Source organism: Streptomyces sp. NEAU-YJ-81, from assembly GCF_017592595.1.
GTDB lineage: Bacteria > Actinomycetota > Actinomycetes > Streptomycetales > Streptomycetaceae > Streptomyces > Streptomyces hygroscopicus_B.
Genome location: NZ_JAGFNO010000007.1, coordinates 108,983 through 132,697, shown reverse-complemented (window position 1 = coordinate 132,697; position 23,715 = coordinate 108,983). Strand labels below are relative to the sequence as shown.

General features: G+C 71.6%; 23 protein-coding genes and 1 tRNA gene. 13 read left to right on the top strand and 11 right to left on the bottom strand.

What is annotated here, in order from left to right; translation table 11 throughout:
* Positions 1-27: 27 nt before the first annotated feature.
* From kdpF to J5X86_RS18410, 5 genes are all read right to left on the bottom strand, one after another.
* Entirely contained in the window at positions 28-117 is a 90-nt protein-coding gene (gene kdpF, locus J5X86_RS18430; protein WP_037770757.1) for a K(+)-transporting ATPase subunit F, read from the bottom strand.
* Entirely contained in the window at positions 114-377 is a 264-nt protein-coding gene (locus J5X86_RS18425) for a hypothetical protein (RefSeq protein ID WP_208518053.1), read from the bottom strand. Before J5X86_RS18425 ends, kdpF begins: the two co-directional genes overlap by 4 nt.
* 45 nt (positions 378-422) lie before the next feature.
* Positions 423-1,016 carry a TetR/AcrR family transcriptional regulator gene (locus J5X86_RS18420; RefSeq protein WP_208517874.1) on the bottom strand — a complete coding sequence of 198 codons (594 nt, stop codon included), beginning with the start codon at positions 1,014-1,016 and terminating at the stop codon, positions 423-425.
* A gap of 130 nt (positions 1,017-1,146) precedes the next feature.
* Complete coding sequence (locus J5X86_RS18415; RefSeq protein WP_374229264.1) at positions 1,147-1,995, bottom strand: oxidoreductase; 849 nt, start codon at positions 1,993-1,995, stop codon at positions 1,147-1,149.
* A gap of 150 nt (positions 1,996-2,145) precedes the next feature.
* Positions 2,146-2,997, bottom strand: a complete 852-nt coding sequence (locus tag J5X86_RS18410) for a helix-turn-helix transcriptional regulator (RefSeq protein WP_208517872.1) — start codon at positions 2,995-2,997, stop codon at positions 2,146-2,148.
* An 85-nt stretch (positions 2,998-3,082) separates the two neighbouring features.
* Between J5X86_RS18410 and J5X86_RS18405 the strand changes: the two genes are divergently transcribed.
* Complete coding sequence (locus J5X86_RS18405) at positions 3,083-3,865, top strand: SDR family NAD(P)-dependent oxidoreductase (protein ID WP_208517871.1); 783 nt, start codon at positions 3,083-3,085, stop codon at positions 3,863-3,865.
* An 89-nt stretch (positions 3,866-3,954) separates the two neighbouring features.
* On the opposite strand, the gene J5X86_RS18400 is transcribed toward J5X86_RS18405, so the two are convergent.
* A tRNA-Leu gene (locus tag J5X86_RS18400) sits at positions 3,955-4,042 on the bottom strand.
* Positions 4,043-4,275: 233 nt separating this feature from the next.
* Between J5X86_RS18400 and J5X86_RS18395 the strand changes: the two genes are divergently transcribed.
* Both J5X86_RS18395 and J5X86_RS18390 read left to right on the top strand, forming a co-directional pair.
* Positions 4,276-5,613: a M20/M25/M40 family metallo-hydrolase gene (locus J5X86_RS18395; protein WP_208517870.1), complete on the top strand. Its 1,338-nt coding sequence runs from the start codon at positions 4,276-4,278 to the stop codon at positions 5,611-5,613.
* Between the two features lie 326 nt (positions 5,614-5,939).
* Positions 5,940-6,815 (top strand): chaplin, encoded by an 876-nt coding sequence (locus J5X86_RS18390; protein WP_208517869.1) that lies wholly within the window; start codon positions 5,940-5,942, stop codon positions 6,813-6,815.
* Between the two features lie 211 nt (positions 6,816-7,026).
* Here J5X86_RS18390 and J5X86_RS18385 read toward each other — a convergent pair whose 3' ends face one another.
* On the bottom strand, positions 7,027-7,215 hold the full coding sequence (locus J5X86_RS18385; protein WP_014059547.1) for a DUF5703 family protein: 189 nt from the start codon (positions 7,213-7,215) through the stop codon (positions 7,027-7,029).
* A 47-nt stretch (positions 7,216-7,262) separates the two neighbouring features.
* On the opposite strand from J5X86_RS18385, the gene J5X86_RS18380 reads away from it, so the two are divergent.
* The gene (locus J5X86_RS18380) at positions 7,263-7,946 is read left to right on the top strand and encodes a hypothetical protein (protein ID WP_014059546.1); all 684 of its coding nucleotides are present in this window, start codon (positions 7,263-7,265) and stop codon (positions 7,944-7,946) included.
* 112 nt (positions 7,947-8,058) lie between these two features.
* Here J5X86_RS18380 and J5X86_RS18375 read toward each other — a convergent pair whose 3' ends face one another.
* Positions 8,059-10,455 (bottom strand): helix-hairpin-helix domain-containing protein, encoded by a 2,397-nt coding sequence (locus J5X86_RS18375; RefSeq protein WP_208517868.1) that lies wholly within the window; start codon positions 10,453-10,455, stop codon positions 8,059-8,061.
* A complete protein-coding gene (locus J5X86_RS18370) occupies positions 10,452-11,432 on the bottom strand; it encodes an aldo/keto reductase (RefSeq protein ID WP_208517867.1) in 981 nt (326 codons plus the stop codon). The genes J5X86_RS18375 and J5X86_RS18370 overlap by 4 nt, the downstream gene beginning before the upstream one ends.
* 127 nt (positions 11,433-11,559) lie before the next feature.
* On the opposite strand from J5X86_RS18370, the gene J5X86_RS18365 reads away from it, so the two are divergent.
* Both J5X86_RS18365 and J5X86_RS18360 read left to right on the top strand, forming a co-directional pair.
* Positions 11,560-12,609, top strand: coding sequence for an LLM class F420-dependent oxidoreductase (locus J5X86_RS18365; protein ID WP_208517866.1), 1,050 nt, complete (start codon positions 11,560-11,562; stop codon positions 12,607-12,609).
* A 433-nt stretch (positions 12,610-13,042) separates the two neighbouring features.
* Entirely contained in the window at positions 13,043-13,849 is an 807-nt protein-coding gene (locus J5X86_RS18360) for a ferritin-like domain-containing protein (RefSeq protein ID WP_208518029.1), read from the top strand.
* A gap of 31 nt (positions 13,850-13,880) precedes the next feature.
* Here J5X86_RS18360 and corA read toward each other — a convergent pair whose 3' ends face one another.
* The gene (gene corA, locus J5X86_RS18355; protein WP_208517865.1) at positions 13,881-14,873 is read right to left on the bottom strand and encodes a magnesium/cobalt transporter CorA; all 993 of its coding nucleotides are present in this window, start codon (positions 14,871-14,873) and stop codon (positions 13,881-13,883) included.
* A 98-nt stretch (positions 14,874-14,971) separates the two neighbouring features.
* On the opposite strand from corA, the gene J5X86_RS18350 reads away from it, so the two are divergent.
* From J5X86_RS18350 to mshC, 4 genes are all read left to right on the top strand, one after another.
* The gene (locus tag J5X86_RS18350) at positions 14,972-15,667 is read left to right on the top strand and encodes a histidine phosphatase family protein (protein WP_208517864.1); all 696 of its coding nucleotides are present in this window, start codon (positions 14,972-14,974) and stop codon (positions 15,665-15,667) included.
* A 124-nt stretch (positions 15,668-15,791) separates the two neighbouring features.
* The gene (locus J5X86_RS18345; RefSeq protein WP_078640529.1) at positions 15,792-16,382 is read left to right on the top strand and encodes a DUF3090 domain-containing protein; all 591 of its coding nucleotides are present in this window, start codon (positions 15,792-15,794) and stop codon (positions 16,380-16,382) included.
* On the top strand, positions 16,346-17,272 hold the full coding sequence (locus J5X86_RS18340) for an SCO1664 family protein (RefSeq protein ID WP_208517863.1): 927 nt from the start codon (positions 16,346-16,348) through the stop codon (positions 17,270-17,272). The genes J5X86_RS18345 and J5X86_RS18340 overlap by 37 nt, the downstream gene beginning before the upstream one ends.
* A gap of 245 nt (positions 17,273-17,517) precedes the next feature.
* A complete protein-coding gene (mshC, locus tag J5X86_RS18335; RefSeq protein WP_208517862.1) occupies positions 17,518-18,747 on the top strand; it encodes a cysteine--1-D-myo-inosityl 2-amino-2-deoxy-alpha-D-glucopyranoside ligase in 1,230 nt (409 codons plus the stop codon).
* A gap of 183 nt (positions 18,748-18,930) precedes the next feature.
* Here the strand turns inward: mshC and J5X86_RS18330 are convergent, their stop codons facing one another.
* On the bottom strand, positions 18,931-20,142 hold the full coding sequence (locus J5X86_RS18330) for a PAC2 family protein (RefSeq protein ID WP_208517861.1): 1,212 nt from the start codon (positions 20,140-20,142) through the stop codon (positions 18,931-18,933).
* 218 nt (positions 20,143-20,360) lie between these two features.
* Here J5X86_RS18330 and J5X86_RS18325 point away from each other — a divergent pair, with 218 nt between their 5' ends.
* The 3 genes from J5X86_RS18325 to J5X86_RS18315 all read left to right on the top strand — a co-directional run bounded on the left by J5X86_RS18325 (position 20,361) and on the right by J5X86_RS18315 (position 23,713).
* Positions 20,361-21,788 (top strand): enolase C-terminal domain-like protein, encoded by a 1,428-nt coding sequence (locus J5X86_RS18325; RefSeq protein ID WP_208517860.1) that lies wholly within the window; start codon positions 20,361-20,363, stop codon positions 21,786-21,788.
* Positions 21,785-22,561 carry an SDR family NAD(P)-dependent oxidoreductase gene (locus J5X86_RS18320; protein WP_208517859.1) on the top strand — a complete coding sequence of 259 codons (777 nt, stop codon included), beginning with the start codon at positions 21,785-21,787 and terminating at the stop codon, positions 22,559-22,561. Before J5X86_RS18325 ends, J5X86_RS18320 begins: the two co-directional genes overlap by 4 nt.
* A gap of 117 nt (positions 22,562-22,678) precedes the next feature.
* Positions 22,679-23,713 carry a sugar ABC transporter substrate-binding protein gene (locus J5X86_RS18315; protein WP_208517858.1) on the top strand — a complete coding sequence of 345 codons (1,035 nt, stop codon included), beginning with the start codon at positions 22,679-22,681 and terminating at the stop codon, positions 23,711-23,713.
* Positions 23,714-23,715 lie beyond the last annotated feature (2 nt).

Here is a 23,715-nt window from a genome sequence, read left to right as displayed (position 1 = left end):
CCGCCGCGGTAGCAGCTGATGTCACCGTCAGAACCTCTCCGGGAAGATCAGGGCGAGGACGAGATAGCCCAACAGGGCGACGGCGACGACGAGGCCGACGACGTTTTCGACGGTCACAGCTTCGCCACCCCTTTGGCGACAAAGGCCACCAGCGCGAACACCGCGAGCGTGGTGACGACGAAGGCCACATCGGCCATCGCGAACTCCTGGAAAGAGGTCGGGGGAATCCGCAAGCGGCGGATCGGACGGGTTATCGATAGAAGAAAACCCCGCCCATGGCCGGATCCAAGCGTCGTTGACGGGTCCCATACGCCGATCCGCACCCCCTTGACGCGACCCTTACGGGCGCTGGGGCGAGGGATGCGGGTGTTGGCCATGCCCGTGCCGAGGTCCTCGGGTGCGCGTCGAGGACCGGGTCATGATCACTTCATGACACGACGCCAGATCTCGACGGTGGTCGCGGTCGCCTCGGCGAGATCTTCCCCGGGCGAGCAGGCGGCGCGGTAGAAGGTCCGTTCCGTCATCCAGCACAGTGCGCGGGCCAGCGCGGCGGCTCCGCCGGGCCCGTCCTCATCGGGGATCCCCGCCCGCCCCAGCACCTGGGTCATGGCCTGGGCGAAGGCGTCGACCGTGTCGTTCCAGGCGGATCCGACCACCGGATGCAGCGCGGAGTAGTCCACAGCCGCCCGCATGACGGTGCCGTGCTCACGCCAGACCCGCTCCACCCCGTGGACGGCCCGTTCCATGACATCGACGGGCGGGGATGCCGCGTCCTGCGCCGTGCTGTCGGCCGCGGCCCGGATGGTGCGCATGGTGCGCTCGACGAGAGCGGCGAGGACCTCGTGCTTGTTGCCGAAGTAGAAGTAGAGGGAGCCGCGTGAGATCCCGGCGCCTTTGGCGATCGCCTCGACCGTGAGCTCCTCGAGACTCGTGTGCTCGAGCAGCGCTTCGGCGGCGTCCAGAAGGGCCTGCTCGCGCAGGTCTCCCTTCCTCGGGGCGGCACTGCGCCTTCCCACTGCGGTCTCCCCTGATCGACTCTTCCGAGCACTGTACTTCCGCCGGACAAGGGCCCACGGCAGGGCCGTTGTCCGGCAGAGGAGCCACGCGCTCGCCACGGCCTTCAGCGGCCGCGTCCCGGCACGGTGATCAGCTGTTGAGCTGAGCTCCGTCGGGGAAGTCGGTGGTCCGCGACAGCTTCTCCCAGGTGCGGATGTCGTCGTCCACCGCCTGCCGGGCCGCCGTGATCAGGCGCAGCGCGTCCGAGCCCAGCACCAGGTGGGCAGGGGGCTCGGGAACGTCGAGGATGTGCAGCATCGCTTCGGCGGCGCTCCGCGGATTGCCGAGCTGGTTGCCACTGGCCTTGACCCGCGCCTCGCGGATCGGTGTGAACAACGCGTCGTAGTCGGCGATGGCACGTTCGGCACGCGTCATCGACCGGCCGGCCCAGTCCGTACGGAACGAACCGGGCTCGATGGCCGTGACGTGGATGCCGAACGCGGCGACCTCCTTGCGGATGCTCTCGAGCATGCCCTCCAGCGCGAACTTGCTCCCGCAGTAGGCCGACATACCGGGCACCGCCATCAGGCCGCCCATGGAGGTCACCGCCATCAGGTGGCCCGCGCGCCGCTTGCGCATATGGGGGAGGACGGCCTGCAGGGTCGCCGCGGCACCGAAGACGTTGGTCGCGAACTGCGCACGGACCGCCGACAGCGGTGTCTCCTCGAAGATCCCCTCCAAGCCGTAACCGGCGTTGGCGATCGCCACATCGAGTGGACCGACAGTCGACTCGACCTCGTCGACCACGGCGCATACGGCCTCGTCATCGGTGACATCCAGCAGCCGCGCACGGGCACGTCCCGGCGCCAGGGCCTCGAACGCCGCCATATCGGCTTCCCGGCGAACGGTGCCGACCACCGTGTGCCCCGACGCGAGGGCCCCCTTGGCGAACGCCTGCCCCAGCCCGCTGCTCACACCGGTGATCAGGAAGGTCTTCATATCCAACTCACATCCTTCGGCCGCGGCAGCCGCGCCGCGGGTACGCTCCGGCCTCTCTCACCTGAAAATCTACACCGCGTCGATTTTTTTCGCCACGACGTAGAAAAGGTGGTGCGGGCGCGGGCCGGGCCGGGAACCGGGCCGTGTCCGCTACCGCAGAGATTCACCGGCCTCGGCTCCCAGCACATTCAGAAGAGCCAGAGCCTCGGCGCCAGGGGATCCCGGCGGCGCGCTGTAGAGCACGAGGTGCTGGTCGCGGTCGGTGAGCGCGAGTGAGTCGCAGTCGACGGTGATCTCCCCGACGACCGGGTGGCGGAAGGTCTTCGTGAGCATCGGCGCGGCCTGCACGTCGTGCCGCTCCCAGAGCCGGGCGAAGTCGGGACTGGCGTCGCGGAGCTCGTCGACGAGGCCGGTCACCGCGGGATCCGTCGGGTAGCGGGCGAGGGTGGCACGGAGCTCCATGACGACGTGGTGCCGGAACTCGGCGGCGTCGGAGATCCCGTACAGCGGCGTGTCAGGTGGCACCGGCCCGAGGAATGCCCGGCGCGCGAGATTGCGGTCCTCTGGGGCGAGCCCGGCGAAGTTCTCCATGAGCGCGGCCGCGAGGTCGTTCCACGCGAGCACCTCGAACGCGGCGGACACCACGAAAGCGGCCGTCTGCGGCAGCCGTTCGAGGAGCGCGAGGATGCTCGGGCGGACGTCGCGCCGGTGCACCCGGGTACGAGTCGGCGCGGTACCCGCGAGGACGTGGAGGTGGTCGGACTCGGCGTCGGTGAGCCGCAGCGCGCCCGCGATCCCGGCGAGGACCTCGCCCGACGGCCGCGGCGCCCTGCCCTGCTCGAGCCGGACGTAGTACTCCGTGGAGATGTGCGCGAGGACCGCTGCCTCCTCGCGGCGCAGACCCGGTGTCCGGCGTCGCGGTCCGGAGGGAAGGCCGACATCCTGCGGCCGCAGCCGCTCGCGCCGGCTACGGAGGAACGCCCCGAGCTCCTGCCTGTTCATACCCCAAGTCTGCCCGCCGCGCGGCCACGGATCCTGGTACCGCCTGTGCCTGCATCCGGCCCGAGGCCGGCCTGACACTGTCGTCATGACGAACAACATCGACATCGCACCCATCGGCCTGCTCACCGGCAAGGTCGTGTTCATCACCGGCGCCAGCCGCGGCATCGGAGCGGCCGCGGCCCGGCTCTTCGCCGCCGAGGGCGCCGCCGTCGTGCTCGCCGCCCGCAGCACGGACGCGCTCGACCGCATCGTCACCGAGGTCCGCGCCGACGGAGGCGTCGCCGACGCCGTCACCCTCGACCTCGCCGACCGTGCGAGCGTCCGCGCGGCGGTCGACCGCGTCGAGGAGCTGCACGGACGGCTCGACGGCGCGTTCAACAACGGTGCGGCGATCCAGCAGCCCGGCCCGCTCGAGACCACGAGTGACGAGGACATCGACGAGCAGTTCGCCGTGAATTTCCGCTCGCACTGGACCGCCATGACCGCCGAGGCCGCACTCATGCGACAAAACGGTGGCGGGGCGATCGTCAACACCTCGAGCATCGGCAGCCGCCGCGCGAACCCCGCCCTCCCCGCATACGGCGCCATGAAGCGCGCCCTCAACAGCATCACCGAGACCGCGGCCGTGACCTGGGGCCCTCAGGGGATCCGAGTGAACGGCATCACCCCCGGCGGCACCGCCACGGAGATGATCGACGCGTGGGAGGCGGCATCCCCGGGCGTCAGCGAGCGCATTAACGCGGCGACCCCGCTCGGCCGCATGGCCGAGCCCCGCGAGGTGGCCGAGGTGGCCGCGTGGCTGCTCAGCGACCGTGCCTCGATGGTGACCGGCGCGATCGTGCCGGTCGACGGGGGCGCGGGCGCCTGAACATGGGGGTACGCCAGGCTGTTGGACACGTGGTTGGTCACGCCACCGTCCCGGAAAGCAGAAAACCCCACATGAAGTGGGGTATTAGCTGGTGTCCGAGGGGGGACTTGAACCCCCACGCCCGATAAAGGGCACTAGCACCTCAAGCTAGCGCGTCTGCCATTCCGCCACCCGGACCAGGTGTCTGCCGGTCGGCCCGCGGCCGTTCCGACGTGGAAAACCATAGCAAACATCGGGACGTGCTCGATCACAGCCGGTCGCGCCTCCGCGGCCGCGCTGTGTGACGGGGGCGTGACGGCGGTATTGAAGCCTTGGGCTGGGCGGGCGAGCGGAGGAGGATGGGCGGGTGACCCCTGCCGCGGGGGTCCGTACCTGGGCGTCCCGCGGCAGCGCAACGACGAGGAGGCATCGTGAGTGAGTCGCTTTCGGGCGCGACGACGACCGGAACGGTCAGGGGCGAGGACGAGGTGGTCGACCTCTGCCGTGACCTGATCCGGATCGACACCAGTAACTATGGCGACCACTCCGGCCCCGGTGAGCGCGCGGCCGCCGAGTACGTCGCAGAGAAGCTCGCCGAGGTGGGGCTCGAACCGAAGATCTTCGAGTCGCACAAGGGCAGGGCGTCGACCGTGGCACGGATCGAGGGGGAGGATCCGTCCCGTCCGGCGCTGCTCATCCACGGCCACACCGACGTCGTACCGGCCAACGCCGAGGACTGGACCCACCACCCCTTCTCCGGCGAGATCGTGGACGACTGCGTCTGGGGCCGGGGCGCGGTGGACATGAAGGACATGGACGCGATGACGCTCGCGGTCGTCCGGGACCGGCTGCGCAGCGGCCGCAAGCCCCCGCGCGACATCGTGCTGGCCTTCCTCGCCGATGAGGAGGCGGGCGGGGTCTACGGGGCCAAGCACCTGGTCAACAACCACCCCGACCTCTTCGAGGGCGTGACGGAGGCGATCGGCGAGGTCGGCGGCTTCTCCTTCACCGTCAACGAGGATCTGCGGCTCTATCTGATCGAGACCGCGCAGAAGGGCATGCACTGGATGCGGCTCACGGTGGACGGCACCGCGGGGCACGGCTCGATGACCAACAACGACAACGCCATCACGGAGCTCACGGAGGCGGTCGGGCGGCTCGGGCGGCACAAGTTCCCGGTGCGGGTCACCAAGACCGTACGGTCCTTCCTGGACGAGCTGTCCGATGCGCTCGGCACCCCGCTCGACCCGGAGAACATGGACGAGACGCTCGCCAAGCTGGGCGGCATCGCGAAGATCATCGGGGCCACGCTCCAGAACACCGCCGCCCCGACCATGCTCAGCGCCGGCTACAAGGTCAACGTCATTCCGGGGCAGGCCACGGCGCATGTGGACGGGCGCTTCCTGCCGGGGTTCGAGGAGGAGTTCCTGGCCGACCTCGACCGCATCCTCGGCCCGCGGGTCAAGCGGGAGGACGTGCACGCGGACAAGGCGCTGGAGACCAACTTCGACGGGGCGCTGGTCGACGCCATGCAGTCGGCGCTGAAGGCCGAGGACCCGATCGCCCGCGCCGTGCCGTACTGCCTCTCGGGCGGTACGGACGCGAAGTCCTTCGACGACCTCGGCATCCGCTGCTTCGGATTCGCGCCCCTGCGGCTGCCCCCCGAGCTGGACTTCGCCGGGATGTTCCACGGGGTCGACGAGCGGGTGCCGGTGGACGGTCTGAAGTTTGGTGTGAGGGTGCTGGACCGGTTCCTGGACGCCTGCTGAGGGCTGCACGAACGGCCTAATCGATCACACATACCGAAGGAACCAAAAAGGGTGAATGGTGTCGTAGCTTGATAGCTTGATTGCTCCCTTCTCGTTACATGGTGTGTGCGGCCCGTAACCGGGCCGCGGTGCCGACAAGGGGTGGTGCTGTACCCCGCCTTCGGCAACTACCGCATCGATCACGTGACATCGGGTCACGGTCCACCGGAGTGTGAGCCCCGGGTGGTTTCGGAGTGTGCGTGCTCCGGGGCGCCCGGGGATGGGGGTGCGGGCGAAATCGCCCGCGCGCACTCCGGCCGGGACAGAAGCTAGGGGAGCAGAAAGTTATGCGACAGGTTGCGAAAAAGGGCCTGATCACCGTAGCCGCGGCGAGCGGCGTTCTCGCCGTGACCGGCGGCTACGCCCAGGCGGCGGGTCCGGGGGCCGATGGTGGCGCCGCGTACTCGCCGGGCGTCGTCTCGGGCAACAACATCCAGGCCCCGGTGCATGTGCCGGTGAATCTGTGCGGAAACACGGTGAGCGTCATCGGCGTCTTCAACGGTGCCGGTGGGGGGCGGTGCGGCGGCGGTTCGGACGACTCGTCCGGCGGTGGCGGTACCCAGGCCGGCGGTCCGCAGGCGCAGGGCAGCGCCAGTGACTCGTCGGGGATCGGTTCCGGCAACAACATCCAGGCCCCGATCGGCGTTCCGGTCAATGTGTGCGGGAACAACATCAGCGCGGTCGGGTTCGGCAACACCGGCGACGGCGGCGACTGCGCTGAGACGGTCCCGGCGGTACCGGAGAACCCTGGGAACCCGGGTAACCCTGGGAACCCGGGTAACCCCGGTAACCCTGGGAACCCCGGCAACCCGGGTAACCCTGGGAACCCCGGCAACCCTGGCAACCCCGGCAACCCTGGGAACCCCGGGAACCCGGGTCAGCCCGGCAATCCTGGCAACCCCGGGCAGCCCGGTGAGCCGGGCAACCCCGGCAATCCTGGCAACCCCAGTAACCCCGGGGGCTCGAACCCCGGTGGCGGTGACTCGGATGACCCCGCTGAGCAGGCGGGAAACCACGGCCTCGACCCGTCCGCGAACCTCGGCGGCAAGGAGCAGCTGGCGCACACCGGTGCCGGCCCCGTCGAGCTGGCCATTCCGGCCGCCGCGGGCCTGCTGCTGGCGGGCACGGTGCTCTACCGACGGGCCCGCGCCGCGCAGCGCTGATCACGCATCGCGCTGCCAGGTGCGACGGGTGGGACAGGTGCTGATCGTGCCGTGCGGTGGTCGTAACGCGACACCCGCCGGGCACCGCACACCGCGCACCGCACCTCGCACGTCACGCATCACACACCGGATCTCCTACGCCGGGTGACCGTGGCGTCACTCACGGCGGGCCCCGCACCAAGCGGGGCCCGCACCGTCTTGTCCCGGCCCGCTACCAGGTGGCCCGGAGTTGGCGGATGATCCGGCGCCGCAATCGCACTCTGCGGCTGCCGTCGGGGTTGAGTCTCAGGCGATCCAACTCCCAGTGTCCGTACTCAGCATGGTCGGTGAGCAGGCGGGTAGTGGCCTTGCGGGAAACCCCGCGCGGCACATACACATCACAGAATTCGTATTCCGGCATCGCATCTATTGTGCGGGAACTGCCCTGCTACGGATAGCGTCTGCACTATGTCTGATGCTGCGCAGCCATCCGCTGCCGAGGTACGCGCCGCTGCCGAAGCGGTGAAAGCCGCACTGGATCGTCACCTCGACGCTGTCGAACGCCGGTCGGGGGAAGGCGATCCGGCCGTCTACGCCGCGTTCAACGAACTGGCCGCGGCAGCCGAGGTCTACGACGAGCTGCTCTATGACGCCTACGACGAGGTGACGCCCTTCGAGATCCCTGGTGACGACCGCCTCCCCGCCTACGCCGGGCCGGAGGAGCCGAGCGCGCTGAGCGTGCTGATCCGCAGGGACTACGTCGTCGTCGAACCGCAGCGGCTGCTCTCGCAGGCGCAGCGGATCGCTGACCTGGATCCGGACATCGACACAGGGAGCGACAGGCAGGGCGGCGGCGCGGCCGCCGGGGAGAGTGTGCACACCGCCTTGGGCGTGGTCTTCGGCGAGTTCGAGGCGGATGAGATCGCCTCTCGCCACAAGGAGTTCGGCCTCGAGGAGGGCGACTCCACGCTCTGGGTGGTGGCGGCCGAGGAGCCCCCGGAGCCGGGGGAGTGGCTCTCGGCCCCCTTCGACCAGGCGGATCCGCATATGGTCGTGTGCCGCTTCGACATGAGTTCGGTCTTCGACGAGGAGCTTGAGGACGAAGAGCTCGAGGACGAGGACGAGCTGGAGGTGCTGGAACCGGGTAGCTGAGCACCGCGGCTCCGGACCGATCGCCCGGCCCCGGATCGCCCCGCCTCAGGCTGGGCGATCCGGGGCCATGGTGTTCCCGGGGGCCTGTCGCGGGCCGCGGCCGGGCCGCCGGTCAGCCCGCGGACCCGGCCGGGACCTGGGCCTGGAGCAGGGCGCGCAGCCGTGTGGTGCGCTCCTTGAAGGGGATCTCCGCCACTGCCCGGGGCAGCGCCGCGTCCGCGCCGTGGACCACCGACAGATGGCGCTCAGCGCGGCTGAAGGCCGTGTAGATCCAGGCGCGGGTCAGCCCCGCCGTGGCGTCGCCCGGCAGCACCACCACGGCCGCGGGCCAGCGCGCTCCGGCCGCCTGGTGCGCGGTGAGGGCCCAGCCGTGCCGCACCAGCTCGCCGACCTCCGTGCGTGGCACCACGACGGGGCTGCCCGCGCAGTCCAGACGCAGCCCCTCGGCGTCCGCCGAGACCACGGTGCCCGGCACCGTACGGCCCGGGGCCGGGGTGTACGCCACGCGGTCGCCCGGGTCGAAGCCGCCGAACCGGCCGGGGCCGGGGTTGAGCCGGGTCTTCAGTGCGGCGTTGAGCGCGCGGGTGCCGGCCGCGCCACCGTGGCCCGGGGTGATCACCTGGGTCTGCTCGGCCGGGATGCCGATCGCACGGGGCACCGAGTCGGCCACGAGCTGCACGGTGCGGTGCACCGCCTCGCCCGCGTCCCGCACGGGCACGATCACGACCTCCTTGCCGGGCGCCTCCACCTGGTTGAGCTCGCCGATCCCGATGCCCGAGACCAGCTCGCCGATCGGGCCCGGGTCGGGGGTGCGGGAGACGACCTGCGGGCAGCGGCGGGCCGCCACCAGATCCGCGAAGACCCGGCCGGGGCCGGCCGACCACAGCACTCCGGGATCCCCGCTCAGCACCAGACGGGCGCCGTCCGGCAGCGACTCGACGAGCATCGCGGCCGTCTCCACATCGAGCCGCGGGGCGTCCAGCACGGCGAGCAGATCGAGCGCGAGCGCGCCCTCCTCGTCGCGTCCGGGACCCTCGGCGTCGGCCAGCAGCCCGGCAATGGTGACGGCCGCAGAGGCGGCCTCCGGATCCGCAGAGGTGGCCTCCGGGCCGGTGCCCGGGGCCTCGCTCAGCGCGGCGGCCAGCCGCCGCCTGCCGTCCTCGCTGTGCGCGGCCGCGTAGGCCCGCAGGCCCAGGGCGCGGGCGGCGGCGACCAGTGCCGCCGGTTCGGCGCGCGCCGCCTCGCCACCGCTGTGGGCGACCAGGCCGTGGGCCGCGACCGTACGGATGAGCTCCGCGGCGGAGGCGGTCGGCGCGGCGCCGGCCGCGCTCTCCCACTCGGGCGCGCCGGGGGCGCCCGCGGGCGCCTCGCCGTCTGCCGCGCCGCCCTGTGACGGGGCGAAGGTGCTCGCCAGCCGGGCGAGAGCGTCGGCCAGGCTCTCCTCCGCCAGGGCATAGCGGTCCAGCCCCAGCAGCACCCGCACCGGCTGCTCGGCGTCCTCGTCGTCGGCCGCCTGGGGACGCGCCCCCGGCGGGGCGTCGAGCGCGTCCTGGAAGACCAGCACCGCGCCCTCCGCGATCGCGGTGCGCAGTGCCTCGTCCGGGTCCGGCACGGATACCTTGGCGAGCGCGTCGCGCAGCGTGGACGACTCCAGCGCGGTGTGTCCTTCGAGGGCGGCGCGCTCGAGCAGCCAGCCGGTGAGCGCCAGAGCACGCCGCTCGTCGCCGGGCTCGCAGGCCGGGCCGAGGAGGGAGCGGGCGAAGCCGTCCGCCTGTTCGGGGCGCACGCCGGGCACGGCCAGCAGTTGCCAGGGGTCCTCGCGCAGCGCCTCGGCGGCACGCTCCCCGAGCGTTTCGGCGACCGGCCCCGCCAGGGTCTCGGGGGCTCCACCCGCCGCGAGCACCTGCCGGACGTCGCTGCTGCCGGCGACCTCGCCCCCTGGCCCGGACGCCGGACGGGCCGACGGCGGGCGCACGGGAGCGGGCGCGGGGGCCGCCGCACGGGGCTGCTCGCGCACGGGTGCGGCTGGGGCGGCAGGCGCCGCCGGACGGCGCGCGGGGGCGTCGTTGAAGAACGACGCCGCCGACCGCTCACCGCTCTCCACGGCCCGCACAGCGGCGGCCAACGCCTCAGCCGCCGCCGACCGCCGCCCCTTCCCGCCGACCCCGTCCCCGGGGGCAGCCGGGGTCGGCTCGCGGTCGGCGCTCCCGCCGTGGGTGCCGCCCGTTCCGGCGGCGGGAGCCTCGGCAGCGTCGGCCCCGCCCCGTCGGGCGGGCCCGGCGGCCGCGGTTCCCGCGTCGTTCCGGTCCGCCCCCGCCAGGGCGTCCGCGCCGCCGGGCTCGCTGTGGTCGCCCGGGGCGTGGTCCGGGTCCGTCCCGGCGGCGTCGGGACCTCCGGGCCCACCCGGCTCCGGGGCCCCGGGCCCGCCCGGCTCCGCCGGCTCGGCGGGATTGGGCTCGGCCTCCTCGGGCGCGGATGCGGCCTCGCCGGCGAGGCGGTCGGTACTCACAGCGTGCTCCAGTCCTGATCGGGATAGCGGTGCACGGGCGCCGACACATCGTCGAGCGCCTGGCAGATCTCGTCCGGAAGACTAAGGCTCTCCGCCGACAACGCCGCTCTCAGCTGCTGTGCGTTGCGCGCGCCGACGATCGGCGCGGTGACCCCCGGGCGGTCGCGGACCCAGGCGAGCGCCACATTGAGCGCGGTGGTCGCCAGGCCGTCCGCGGCTATGGCGACCGCCTCGACGATCCGGCTCGCCTCCTCGTCCAGATACGGGGCGACGAAGGCCGCGAGCTCGGAGGCGCCGCGCGAGTCGGCGGGCGTCGTATGGCGGTACTTGCCGGTGAGCACACCGCGGCCGAGCGGCGAGGACGGCAGCAGCCCGACGCCGAGGTCGAGGGCGGCGGGCAGCACCTCGCGCTCCACACCGCGCTGGAGCAGTGAATACTCCATCTGCGTGCTGGCCAGCCGGGTGTGCGCACCGGAGGCGGCTAGCTGCCAGGTGGCGGCCTTCGCGAGCTGCCAGCCGCTGAAGTTGGACACCCCCGCATAGCGGGCCCGGCCGCTGCTGACCGCGATGTCGAGCGCCTGCAAGGTCTCCTCGAGCGGGGTGAACGGATCGAAGGCGTGCACCTGCCACAGGTCGACATAGTCCGTGCCCAGCCGCTCCAGGGAGGCGTCCAGCGCGCCCAGCAGATGGCCGCGCGAACCGTCGAAGCGGCGGTCGGGATCGGGCACGCTGCCGGCCTTGGTGGCGATCTGCAGATCGCGCCGCGGCAACAGCCCTTCCAGTAACTGCCCCAGGAGGTATTCGGCGCCGCCGTCCGCGTAGACATCGGCGGTGTCGACCAGTGTCCCGCCCGCCTCCCAGAACGCCTTGAGCTGATCCGCGGCGTCGTGCTCGTCTGTGTCCCGCCCCCAAGTGAGCGTGCCGAGCCCGAGCCGGGAGACGCGCAGGCCCGTGCGGCCGAGGTGCCTTAGCTCCATGAACGTCGAGATTACTGTCCGGAAAGCGCCTCGTGGCAGCCTGTGGATAACCCACCCCTGACGTATCCCGGCCATGCGCGCTAGAGTCCCCGGAACAGCGACGTTACTGATCAGTAAGGGGTGCGGTATGAGGCTCGGCATCAACCTCGGCTACTGGGGCGCCGGAATGGACGCGGACAACCTCGAGGTCGCCCGCGAGGCCGACCGGCTCGGCTACGCCGTGTGCTGGGCCGCCGAAGCCTACGGTTCGGACGCGGCCACGGTCCTCGCGTGGGTCGCCGCGCAGACCGAACGCATCGATGTCGGCTCCGCCATCTTCCAGATCCCGGCCCGTACCCCGGCCATGACGGCCATGACGGCCGCCACTCTCGACACCCTCTCCGGTGGCCGCTTCCGCCTCGGGCTCGGCGTCTCGGGGCCCCAGGTGTCCGAGGGCTGGTACGGGACGCGGTTCGACAAGCCGCTCGCCCGCACCCGCGAGTACGTGGAGATCATCCGCAAGGCGATGTCACGCGAGCGGCTGACGCACGAGGGCCAGAACTGGACGCTGCCGCTGCCCGACGGCCCCGGCAAGCCCCTCAAGCTCACCGTGCACCCGGTGCGGGAGTACATCCCGCTGTACATCGCGGCCATCGGCCCGAAGAACCTGGAGCAGACCGGCGAGATCGCCGACGGCGCCCTGGTTCTCTTCTACGCGCCCGAGCACGCCGAGGCGACCACCCTCAGCTCGCTGCGTGCGGGCCGGGAGAAGGCGGGCAAGGACCTCGAGGGCTTCGACGTGGTGCCCACCGTTCCCATGGCCCTCGGCGACGACGTCCGCGCCCTCGCCGACCAGTTCCGCCCGTACACGGCGCTCTACGTGGGCGGCATGGGCAGCGCCAAGCAGAACTTCTACAACAAGCTCGCGCAGCGCATGGGGTACGAGAAGGAGGCCGCCGAGATCCAGGAGAAGTACCTCTCCGGGGACAAGGAGGGTGCCGCCGCGGCCGTCCCCCACGAGCTGATCGACTCCACCTCGCTGCTCGGCCCCGTCGAGCGCATCGCGGACCGCATGCAGGCGTACGCGGAGGCCGGGGTCACCACCCTGTCGCTCACACCCTCGGGCTTCACGCTGGAGGAGCGCCTCGCCGGGCTGCGGGCGGGCGTGGAGGCCCTGGAGCGGGCCGGAGTCGCGTAAAGGCCGGCGACGAGCGCCAAGGGCCGCCATCGGGCGCTGAGGGGACGACGAGCGCCAGGGGCGGCCCTGCTCGCCGTAAGGCCGCGATGGCGCACGCGAGGCCGTGGCAAGCCGCACAGCGGCCGTCGAAGGCCCTTGGGGAGTCGGCTCGGCCGGGGAGTCGGCTCGGCCGGGGAGTCGGCTCGGCGCCGCGCCGGGAGAGTTCTGCGGCCGTGGTGGGGGCTCGGGGGTCTCCCCGCCACGGCCGTCATCCAGCACAACGCCTACGCCGCCCAGCAGTTACGGGGACGCGGCGCCCGCGCCGTCCTCCGTTCGGCCGAGCCGTGAGCCTGAGCTGTTGCCGCCGCGCCCACCGGGCCGTTGACTTTTTCTGCGCAGCCCCTGCGTGGATGTCGGCACGGCGGCGCACGACAAGCGCACGGAGGTGGCGGCGATGCTCTCGGCGAAAAGCGTGTTCCAGGAGATCCTCGACGACGACGAGTCGTTCCGGCTCTTCTGCTCCGTCGCGGCCAGCGGGGAGGCCCAGGGAGGCTGGGAGAACGGCCGGATCGCCGCCCTCGTGCCCGAGAGCCTGCGCGACCTCGCCCCCAAGATCGCCCGCCATGGCGCCGACGAGGACAAACACGGCCGGATCTTCAACGCCCTGCTGAGCAAGCGCGATCTGGAGCCCATGGAGGTGCCGCGCGAGGCCGACTACACGATGCTCCTGGAGGCGCGCGGCATCGGCCTCGCCCATGACAAGCTGCGCCGCGATGAGCCGCTCACCGAGCACGACATTGTGATCTACCTCGCACACAGCCGGGTCACCGAACAGCGCGCCTCCGCGCAGATGGTGATGTTGCGCAGGTACTTCGGCGATCACCCCGACCTCGGCCGTGCCGTGCGCATGATCGCCGAGGACGAGGACAACCACCTCGCCTACTGCCACGAGGAGCTGCTGCGCCTGGCCGCCGCCGGATACGGCCGGACCATCCAGCGGGCCCTGCGGGAGACCGCGCTCGTCGAGATGGAGGTCTACCGGGACGTCAGCCTGGCCGTGATGGCCCACATGGGGTGCGTTCTCGGCTGGCCCGAGCCGAAGTCCGCGCTGTTCGCGGCCGGGATCCACGCCCTGCACATGTACGAGCGGCTGGGGGGCTGGCGGCGCATGGTGTCCCTGCGGATGCCCGAGCGGCGCAACGCGCTCGGCGGGCCCGCCCAGAGCGCTTCCGGGGCACCCGAGGCGCCCGAGTTCGTCTGAGCCCGACTATGGCTTCGGCAGCGCCACCGGCTCAGAGCCACCCGCGGCGCTTGAACCAGCGGTACAGCACGGCGATCACACCGGCCATGAGCGCGACCACCCCCGGGTATCCCCAGGGCTGCTTCAGCTCGGGCATATGGTCGAAATTCATGCCGTAGATCCCGGCGATCATCGTCGGCACCGCGGCCATCGCCGCCCACGCCGAAATCTTCCGCATGTCGTCGTTCTGCCGCACGCCCATCTGCGCGAGATGGGCGGAGAGGATGTCCGACAGCAGCCGGTCCAACCCCTCCACATGTTCGTTCACCCGGGTCAGATGGTCGCTGACATCGCGGAAGAACGGCCGGGAGCCCTCGTGCACGAACGGCACCCCGGCGCCGGTGAGCCGCTCCATCGGCTCCCCCAACGGCCCGGCCGACCGGCGGAATTCCATCACCTCGCGCTTGAAGGCGTAGATCCGCCCGGCGGTGTTCTGCCCGGCGCCCGCGTTCGGGGCGAACACCTCCGTCTCCAGCCCCTCCAGGTCCCCGTGCAGCGCGTCGGCCACGTCCAGGTAGTGGTCCACGACCGCGTCCGAGACCGCGTACATCACCGCCGTCGGACCGTGCTGCAGGACCTCCGGCATCTTCTCCAGCCGGTCCCGCACCGCGCCGAGCGGATTCGCCTCGCCGTGCCTTACGGTCACCACGAAGGAGTCACCGACGAAGACCATCAGCTCACCCGCGGTGACGGTGCCGGCCTTGTCGTCGTACTGGATCGGCTTGAGCACCAGGAACAGCGAGTCGTCATAGACCTCCAGCTTCGGCCTCTGGTGGGCGCACAGGGCGTCCTCCACGGCCAGCGGATGAAGTCCGAACTCGCTGGTGACCAGCTCGAACTCCTTCTCGGTCGGCTCATGCAGGCCGATCCACAAGAAGGCGTCCCCGCTCGCGCGCGCCTCGTCGAGGGCGTCGGAGAAGTCGGCGGGGCCCTCGGTGCGGCACCCGTCCCGGTAGATGGCACAATCCACGATCACGCAGCGCATTCTGCCTCGCGTGATGCCGGTACGCACAGGGGGGCCCTTGTGCGGGATCGGAGCGCACCCCCGCTGAGCGGCGCCGGAAGGGTCGTAGGGTGGCAGGCATGCCCATGCTGATCCTCGTACGGCACGGCCGGTCCACCGCCAACACCGCGGGCGTCCTGGCGGGCTGGACCCCCGGTGTCGCCCTCGACGAGCGCGGTACGGCCCAGGCCGCGGCGCTGCCCGGCAGGCTGGCCGGGCTGCCCCTGGCCGCCGCCGTCACCAGCCCCCTGCAGCGCTGCCGGGAGACGCTGGCCCCGCTGCTCGCCGCCCGCCCCGAACTGCCGCTGCACCCCGACGACCGGATCGGGGAGTGCCACTACGGCGACTGGTCGGGCCGTAAGCTCGCCGAGCTCGCCGATGAACCACTGATGAACGTCGTCCAGCAGCATCCGTCCGCCGCCGCCTTCCCCGGTGGCGAGTCCATGCGCGCCATGCACACGCGCGCGGTCGAGGCGGTGCGCGACTGGAACGCCCGGATCGAGCAGGAGCACGGCGCCAACGCGGTCTATCTGATGTGCTCCCACGGGGACGTCATCAAGGCACTGGTCGCGGACGCCCTCGGACTGCATCTCGATCTCTTCCAGCGGATCTCGGTCGAGCCCTGCTCGGTCACCGCGATCCGGTACACCCCGACCCGGCCCTTCGTCGTCCGGCTCGGCGACACCGGCGACTTCGCGGGACTGGCGCCGCGCGAGGAGACCACCGGGGACCGGGGCGGGGACGCGGCGGTGGGCGGCGACGCGGGAGCACCGTGATCTCCGTGCGCAGTAGGGTGGTGCCGCGGTGCGAGGGCGCCGTGACAGCCCTGACCGGGCGGTCGTGGCACCCAGCGGTCAGCAGTCAGTCAGCCGAGCAGTCGAACCAAAATGGAGCAGGACGTTGTCCCGTCAGGTGTTCCTCTATGACCCGCCGGACCGTTTCGTCGCCGGTACGGTCGGGCTGCCTGGTCGCCGTACCTTTTTCCTGCAGGCGTCCGCCAGTGGCCGGACCACCAGTGTCGCCTTGGAGAAGACGCAGGTCGCCGCGTTGGCCGAGCGGATAGACGAGCTGCTGGACGAGGTGGTGCGGCGCACCGGCGGAAACGCCCCGGTCCCCGCCGTCGCACCGACCGAACTCACCGACACCGCACCGCTGGAAGCCCCCGTGGAGGAGGAGTTCCGGGTCGGCACCATGGCACTCGCCTGGGATGGCGAGGAACAGCGGATGATCGTCGAGGCGCAGGCCCTGGTCGAGCTGGAGGCCGAGTCCGAGGAGGATCTGGCCGAGGCCGAGGAGCGGCTGCTCCAGGACGATGTGAACGGCCCGCCCATGCTGCGGGTGCGGCTCACCGGGACGCAGGCGCGCGCGTTCGCCAAGCGCGCCCTGGAGGTCGTCAACGCCGGCCGGCCGCCCTGCCCGCTGTGCAGTCTGCCGCTCGACCCGGAGGGACACGTATGTCCGCGCCAGAACGGATACCGCCGCGGAGCCTGACGCCGCCCACCCGTCTCCCACCACCACCCTCAACGGAGGCTTCGCGCCTCTTGCCCCCGTCCGAGCTGCTGGCTCTCGGTGAGCTGACGGTGCGCGGACAGGTCCGGGAGGCGTCCAACGCGGTGCTGTACTGCACGGTCGAGTACGACGGCCACAGCGCCCCCTGCGTCTACAAGCCGGTGGCCGGGGAACGGCCGCTGTGGGACTTCCCGGACGGCACGCTCGCCCAGCGCGAGGTCGCCGCGTACGAGATCTCCGAGGCCACCGGCTGGGGCCTGGTGCCGCCCACTGTGCTGCGCGACGGGCCGTACGGGCAGGGGATGTGCCAGCTCTGGATAGAGGTCGAGGTGGCCTCCGACGGGGCGGACGGCGACGCCGACGGCGATGGATCCGGGGAGACCGGGGGAGGGGAGCTGCTCGCGCTCGTCGAGGGCGACGAACCGGGCCCCGGCTGGAAGGCGATCGGCTACGCCGAGGTGGGCGAGGGCCGTACGGCGCTGCTGGTCCACGCCGACGACGTACGGCTGCGCCGGCTGGCCGTCCTCGACGCGGTGATCAACAACGGCGACCGTAAGGGCGGCCATCTGCTGCCCGCGGCCGGTGGCCGGCTCTATGCGATTGATCACGGAGTGACCTTCAACGCCGACGACAAGCTGCGCACGCTGCTGTGGGGCTGGGCCGGGGAGCCGCTGCCGGACGATGTGCTGGAGGTGCTGCGCCGGTTGGCGGACCAGCTCGCCGACGGCGGCCCGCTCTGCGCCCGGCTGGCGGAGCTGATCACCGGGGCCGAGATCGAGGCCCTGAGGGCCCGTGTGGCCACGCTGCTGCGGACCGGGAAGCACCCCGAGCCCAGCGGCCAGTGGCCCGCCATCCCCTGGCCGCCGGTCTGAGGCGGCCGGGTCCGCTCCGGGCTCGGTGGCCGCGGGTCTGAGGCGGCCGGGTCCCCTGGCCGCCGGTCGGAGCGGACCGGCCCGTTCCGTCTCCGGGCGGCGCTCCGCCGCGTCCCCGCCCGGCAGCCGTGGAACGCAGCTCAGAGGGCTCATGCAGCTCACGGGCGCATCCACAAGACCGCCCATCCGGCCAACACCGCTGGTCCGGTTCGTATGCGGACGCTGCATCCGGTTACGCTCATTGCATGTATGCCTGGCCCGCTTCTGAGGTTCCCGCCCTGCCCGGCAGTGGCCGGGACCTGAGCATTCACGACACCGCGACCGGGGGACGGATCACTCTGACCCCCGGTCCCGTCGCGCGCATCTACGTCTGCGGGATCACCCCGTACGACGCGACCCACATGGGTCATGCCGCGACCTACAACGCGTTCGACCTCGTTCAGCGCGTATGGCTCGACACCAAGCGCCAGGTTCACTACGTCCAGAACGTCACGGATGTCGACGACCCCCTGCTGGAGCGGGCCCAGCGGAACGGCGACGACTGGACGGCCCTCGCCGAGCGCGAGACCGCCCTCTTCCGCGAGGACATGACGGCCCTGCGGATGCTGCCCCCGCGCCACTACATCGGCGCCGTCGAGTCGATACCGGGCATCGTGCCGCTCGTGGAGCGGCTGCGCGACCTGGGCGCCGCCTATGAACTCGAAGGCGACATCTACTTTTCCGTGGAGTCCGACCCCTCCTTCGGGTCCGTCAGCCGGCTCGACGCCGAGGCCATGCGGCTGCTGTCCGCCGAGCGCGGCGGCGACCCGGAGCGCCCCGGCAAGAAGAACCCCCTCGACCCGATGCTGTGGATGGCCGCCCGTGACGGCGAGCCGAGTTGGGACGGCGGATCGCTCGGCTCCGGCCGCCCCGGCTGGCACATCGAGTGCGTGGCCATCGCCCTGGACCACCTCGGCATGGGCTTCGATGTGCAGGGCGGCGGATCCGATCTCGCCTTCCCGCACCATGAGATGGGTGCCTCGCACGCCCAGGTCCTCACCGGTGAGCGGCCGTTCGCCAAAACGTATGTGCACGCCGGAATGGTGGCTCTGGACGGCGAGAAGATGTCCAAGTCCAAGGGCAACCTGGTCTTCGTCTCGGCGCTGCGCCGCGACGGTGTGGACCCGGCCGCCATACGGCTCGCGCTGCTGGCCCACCACTACCGCTCGGACTGGGAGTGGACGGACGGGGTGCTGCGGGAGGCCGAGGAGCGCCTCGGACGCTGGCGTGCGGCCGTCTCGCGGCCGGACGGGCCCTCGGCCGCCGCGCTGGTGGAGGAGGTCCGCGAGGCGCTCGCGAACGACCTGGACTCCCCGGCCGCCCTGGCCGCCGTCGACCGCTGGGCGGCCGCGCAGACGGCCACCGGCGGTACGGACGAGGGGGCGCCCGGGCTGGTCTCGCGCACCGTGGACGCGCTGCTGGGCGTGGCCCTCTGACGCGGCGTCGTATCGCCGCACCGTGATGACGGTGAACGCATGAGCCCGCGCCGGGGTCCTCCCGGCGCGGGCTCGTCGCTGCTTCCCGTGTGCCGTGCCACGCGGCTGACGTGGGGGCGTGCGGCCCCGTGGAGCGTGGCGTACGCGCGCGGCGGCGCGGTTGTGGGTTACCGGTCTACCGGCCTACCGGCCGGAGCCGGACCCCTCGTCCCCGTCGCCGCCCCGCTCCGTGCCGCTCTCGTCGCGGCGGGAGACGTCCTGGCCCTCGCCACCCTGAGCGCCCTGGGCGCCGTCCGGATCCTTGGCGTCGTCCTCGGCGCCGCCAGTGTCCTCGCCGTCGTTGGCCACCTCGTCCTTGGCCACCTCGTCCTTGGCCACCTCGTCCTTGGTCACCTCGTCCTTGGTCACCTCGTCCTTGGGGGACGGCCTGCGCGGCCGCCCATGGCCGGTGGCGGGATCCCGTAGATAGGGCGCGCCCGGGCCGCCTGTGCCGCCCTCCCGGCCCTCCGCGAGGCCGCCGCTCTCGGTCGCGTGGCCGCCGGGGCCGGGCTGGCCGTCGCGCCGCCGCAGATAGCGCTCGAATTCGCGGGCGATGGCCTCGCCCGACGCCTCCGGCAGCTCGGCGGTGTCCCGCGCCTCCTCCAGCGACTGGACGTACTCGGCGACCTCGCTGTCCTCGGCGGCCAGCTGGTCCACGCCAAGCTGCCAGGCCCGTGAGTCCTCGGTCAGCTCGCCGAGGGGGATACGCACCGAGATGAGGTCCTCGAGGCGGTTGAGCAGCGCCAGGGTGGCCTTCGGGTTCGGCGGTTGCGAGACGTAGTGCGGCACGGCCGCCCACAGGCTCACCGCCGGGACGCCGGCGTGGGCGCAGGCCTCCTGGAGAACTCCGACGATCCCGGTCGGGCCCTCGTAGCGGGTCTCCTCCAGATCGAGGCTGCGGGCCAGGTCCGGATCGGAGGTGACCCCGCTGACCGGCACCGGCCGGGTGTGCGGGGTGTCACCGAGCAGTGCGCCGAGGATGACGACCATCTCCACGCCCAACTCATGGGCGTAGCCGAGGATCTCGTTGCAGAACGACCGCCAGCGCATGCTCGGCTCGATGCCGCGCACCAGCACCAGGTCCCGGGACTTCTCCCCGGTGTCCGCCCGGACCACCGAGAGCCGGGTCGTCGGCCAAGTGATCTTGCGCACGCCGCCCTCCAGGGCCACGGTGGGCCGGTTCACCTGGAAGTCGTAGTAGTCCTCGGCGTCGAGCGAGGCGAAGACCTCGCCCTTCCACTCCCGGTCCAGGTGCCCGACCGCGGTCGAGGCGGCGTCTCCGGCGTCGTTCCAGCCCTCGAAGGCACAGATCATGACCGGGTCGATCAGCTCGGGAACCCCCTCAAGCTCGATCACCCAGCGCCTCCTTCCGACCGGGGCGGACGGATCGGTGCCGCCACCAGCTGCAGTTCCCATTGCGTGCCACCCAAGCCTACGGCTTTCCGGTGCTCCGGCCGCAGCCCCCGTCCAGGGGCACTAAGAGATTCATCCGATCTGTCCTCCGAAAGTTCCGACGTACCTCTGGACGAAACCCGTGGAGCAGCGCTATACATCGGATCACCGCGAAAGGTCCGATGTTCTCTCTCGCGCATCGTTTCAGGGAGCACCCATTGAGTCTGCGTCCATCCGTCACCGAGCTCGAGGTCCATGACATCCGGTTTCCCACCTCGGAGCAGCTCGACGGCTCGGACGCCATGAACCCGGACCCCGACTACTCCGCCGCCTACGTCGTGCTGCGCACGGACGCGGAGGAGGGGGCGGCGTCCGAGGGACACGGCTTCGTCTTCACCATTGGCCGCGGCAACGATGTCACCGCGGCCGCCATCCGCTCGCTCCGCCCCCATGTGGTGGGCCGCCCCGCGCCGCTGACGGCGGCCGATCTGGCCGCCCTGCACCGTGAGCTGACCCATGACTCGCAGCTGCGCTGGCTCGGGCCGGAGAAGGGCGTCATGCATATGGCGGCGGGCGCGGTGGTCAACGCCGCCTGGGACCTCGCCGCCCGGCAGGCCGGCCGGCCGCTGTGGCAGTTCCTCGCCGAGATGTCGCCCGAGGAGCTGGTCGAGCTGGTCGACTTCCGCTACCTCACCGACGCGCTCACCCGTGACGAGGCGCTCGCCATCCTGCGCGCCGCCGAGCCCGGCCGCGCCGAGCGCGCCGCGCTGTTGCGCGAGCGGGGCTACCCCGCCTACACCACCTCGCCCGGCTGGCTCGGCTACTCCGACGAGAAAATGATCAAGCTGGCGCAGGAGGCCGTCGCCGACGGCTTCGGCCAGATCAAGCTCAAGGTCGGCGCCGATCTCGACGAGGACCTCAGGCGCATGCGGCTCGCGCGCGAGGCGGTCGGCCCCGATGTGCGCATCGCCGTGGACGCCAACCAGCGCTGGGACGTGGCGGAGGCGGTGCGCTGGATGAGCGCCCTGGCGCCGTACGATCCGCACTGGATCGAGGAGCCCACCAGCCCGGACGACGTCCTCGCCCACGCCGCCATCCGCGCCGGACAGCCGGTCAAGGTCGCCACCGGTGAGCATGTCGCCAACCGTGTGGTCTTCAAGCAGCTGCTCCAGGCCGAGGCGGTCGACTTCGTCCAGATCGACGCGGCACGGGTCGCCGGGGTCAACGAGAACCTCACGATCCTGCTGCTCGCCGCCAAGTACGGACTTCCGGTGTGCCCGCACGCGGGCGGCGTCGGGCTGTGCGAACTCGTCCAGCATCTGGCCATGTTCGACTTCGTGGCCGTATCGGGCAGCTGGGACGACCGGGTCATCGAGTATGTCGACCACCTCCACGAGCACTTCGCCGATCCCGTGGTCATCGAGTCGGGCCGCTACCGCGCCCCGACCGCGCCGGGCTTCTCCGCCCGTATGTACCCCGAGTCGATCGCCGCCTACCGCTATCCGGACGGGCCCGAATGGCGGGCCCGCCTCGCAGGGCCCGAACCGGCACCGCCCGCACCGGCAACGCCCGCACCCGCACAGCCCGTACGACAGGAGGACAACCAGTGACCACCGGCGACTTCGAAGGGCTGGCCGCGCTCGTCACCGGGGGCGCCTCCGGTATCGGCGCCGCGATCGCCGCCACGCTGCGCGACCGGGGAGCGCGGGTCGCCGTGCTCGACCGCGATCCGTCGGGCGCCCCGGACGGCACGCTGCCGCTGAAGGCCGACGTCACCTCCGACGAGGCGATCAGGACCGCGGTGGACGCGGCGGTGACCGAGTTCGGCGCCCTGCACACCCTCGTCGGCAACGCGGGCATCGGCGCGATCGGCAGCGTCGAGGACAACTCCGACGAGGAGTGGCACCGGCTGCTGGACATCAATGTGCTGGGCCTGGTCCGCACCGCGCGGGCCGCGCTGCCCCATCTGCGCGCCGCCGCGGCCGACCGGCCCGGCGCCGTCTCCATCACCCACACCTGCTCGATCGCCGCCACCGCCGGACTGCCGCAGCGCGCCGCCTACAGCGCCAGCAAGGGCGCGGTGCTGTCGCTGACCCTCGCCATGGCCGCGGACCACATCCGCGAGGGGGTCCGCGTCAACTGCGTCAACCCCGGCACCGCGGACACCCCGTGGGTCGGCCGGCTGCTCGACCAGGCCCCCGATCCGGCGGCCGAGCGCGCCGCCCTGGAGGCCCGTCAGCCCACCGGACGGCTGGTCTCCGCCGACGAGGTGGCCGCCGCCGTCGCGTATCTCGCCAGCCCCGCCGCCGCGGCCGTCACCGGCACCGCGCTGGCCGTCGACGGAGGGATGCAGGGACTGCGGCTGCGCCCCGCATCCTCCTGAGACGCCGCCTCCACCCCGGACAACGCCGCAACTCTGGACAACGGCTTCGCCCGACGCTACGCCCGAGACCAGCACCACCCGCACCACTCGACCCAGAACGACCAAGGACGGGACTCGATGACGAGACTCCGCACCACTGGCACCGCCGCCTGCGCCGTGCTGCTGGCCGTCGCAGCGCTCACCGGCTGCAACCGCGAGAGCAATGGCGCCGGCGGCGGCAAGGTCGGCATCGACATGCCGCGGACGGACACCGACTTCTGGAACTCCTACCAGCAGTACCTGGAGAAGGGTGTCGACAAGGGCACCGTCTCCGCGCTGCCGCTGTCCAACTCGCAGAACGACATCTCCAAGCTGGTCGCCAACGTCCAGGCGTTCACCGACCAGGGCGCCAAGGCGATCGTCATGGCCCCGCAGGACACCGGCGCCATCTCCTCCACCCTGGAACAGCTGGAGGAGAAGAAGATCCCCGTGGTGAGCGTGGACACCCGGCCCGACTCCGGCAAGATTTACATGGTGGTACGGGCCGACAACCGGGCGTACGGCACCAAGGCGTGCGAGTACCTCGGCGAGAAGCTGGGCGGCAAGGGCCGGGTCGCCGAGCTCCAGGGCGACCTCAGCTCCATCAACGGCCGGGACCGCTCGCAGGCGTTCGCCTCCTGCATGAAGAAGAAGTACCCCGGCATCAAGGTGCATGAGCTGCCCACCGACTGGAAGGGCGATGTGGCCTCCGCCAAGCTGCAGAGCCTGCTGGCCCAGCACAAGGACATCAACGGCATCTACATGCAGGCGGGCGGCGTCTTCCTGCAGCCCACGCTCGCGCTGCTGGAGCAGAAGAGGCTGCTGAAGCCGGCCGGTTCGGACAAGCACATCACGATCATCTCCAACGACGGGATACCCGAGGAGCTGGACGCGATCCGCTCCGGGAAGATCGACGCCACGCTCTCCCAGCCCGCCGACCTCTACGCCCAGTGGGCCCTGAACTACGCGAAGGCCGCTCTGGACGGCAAGACGTTCAAACCCGGCCCCACCGATCACGGCTCCAACATCGTCAAGATCGAGAACGGCCTGGAGGACCAGCTCCCGGCGCCGCTGGTCACCAAGGAGAACGTCGACGACAAGAAGCTGTGGGCCAACCAGCTCGAGAAGAAGTGACC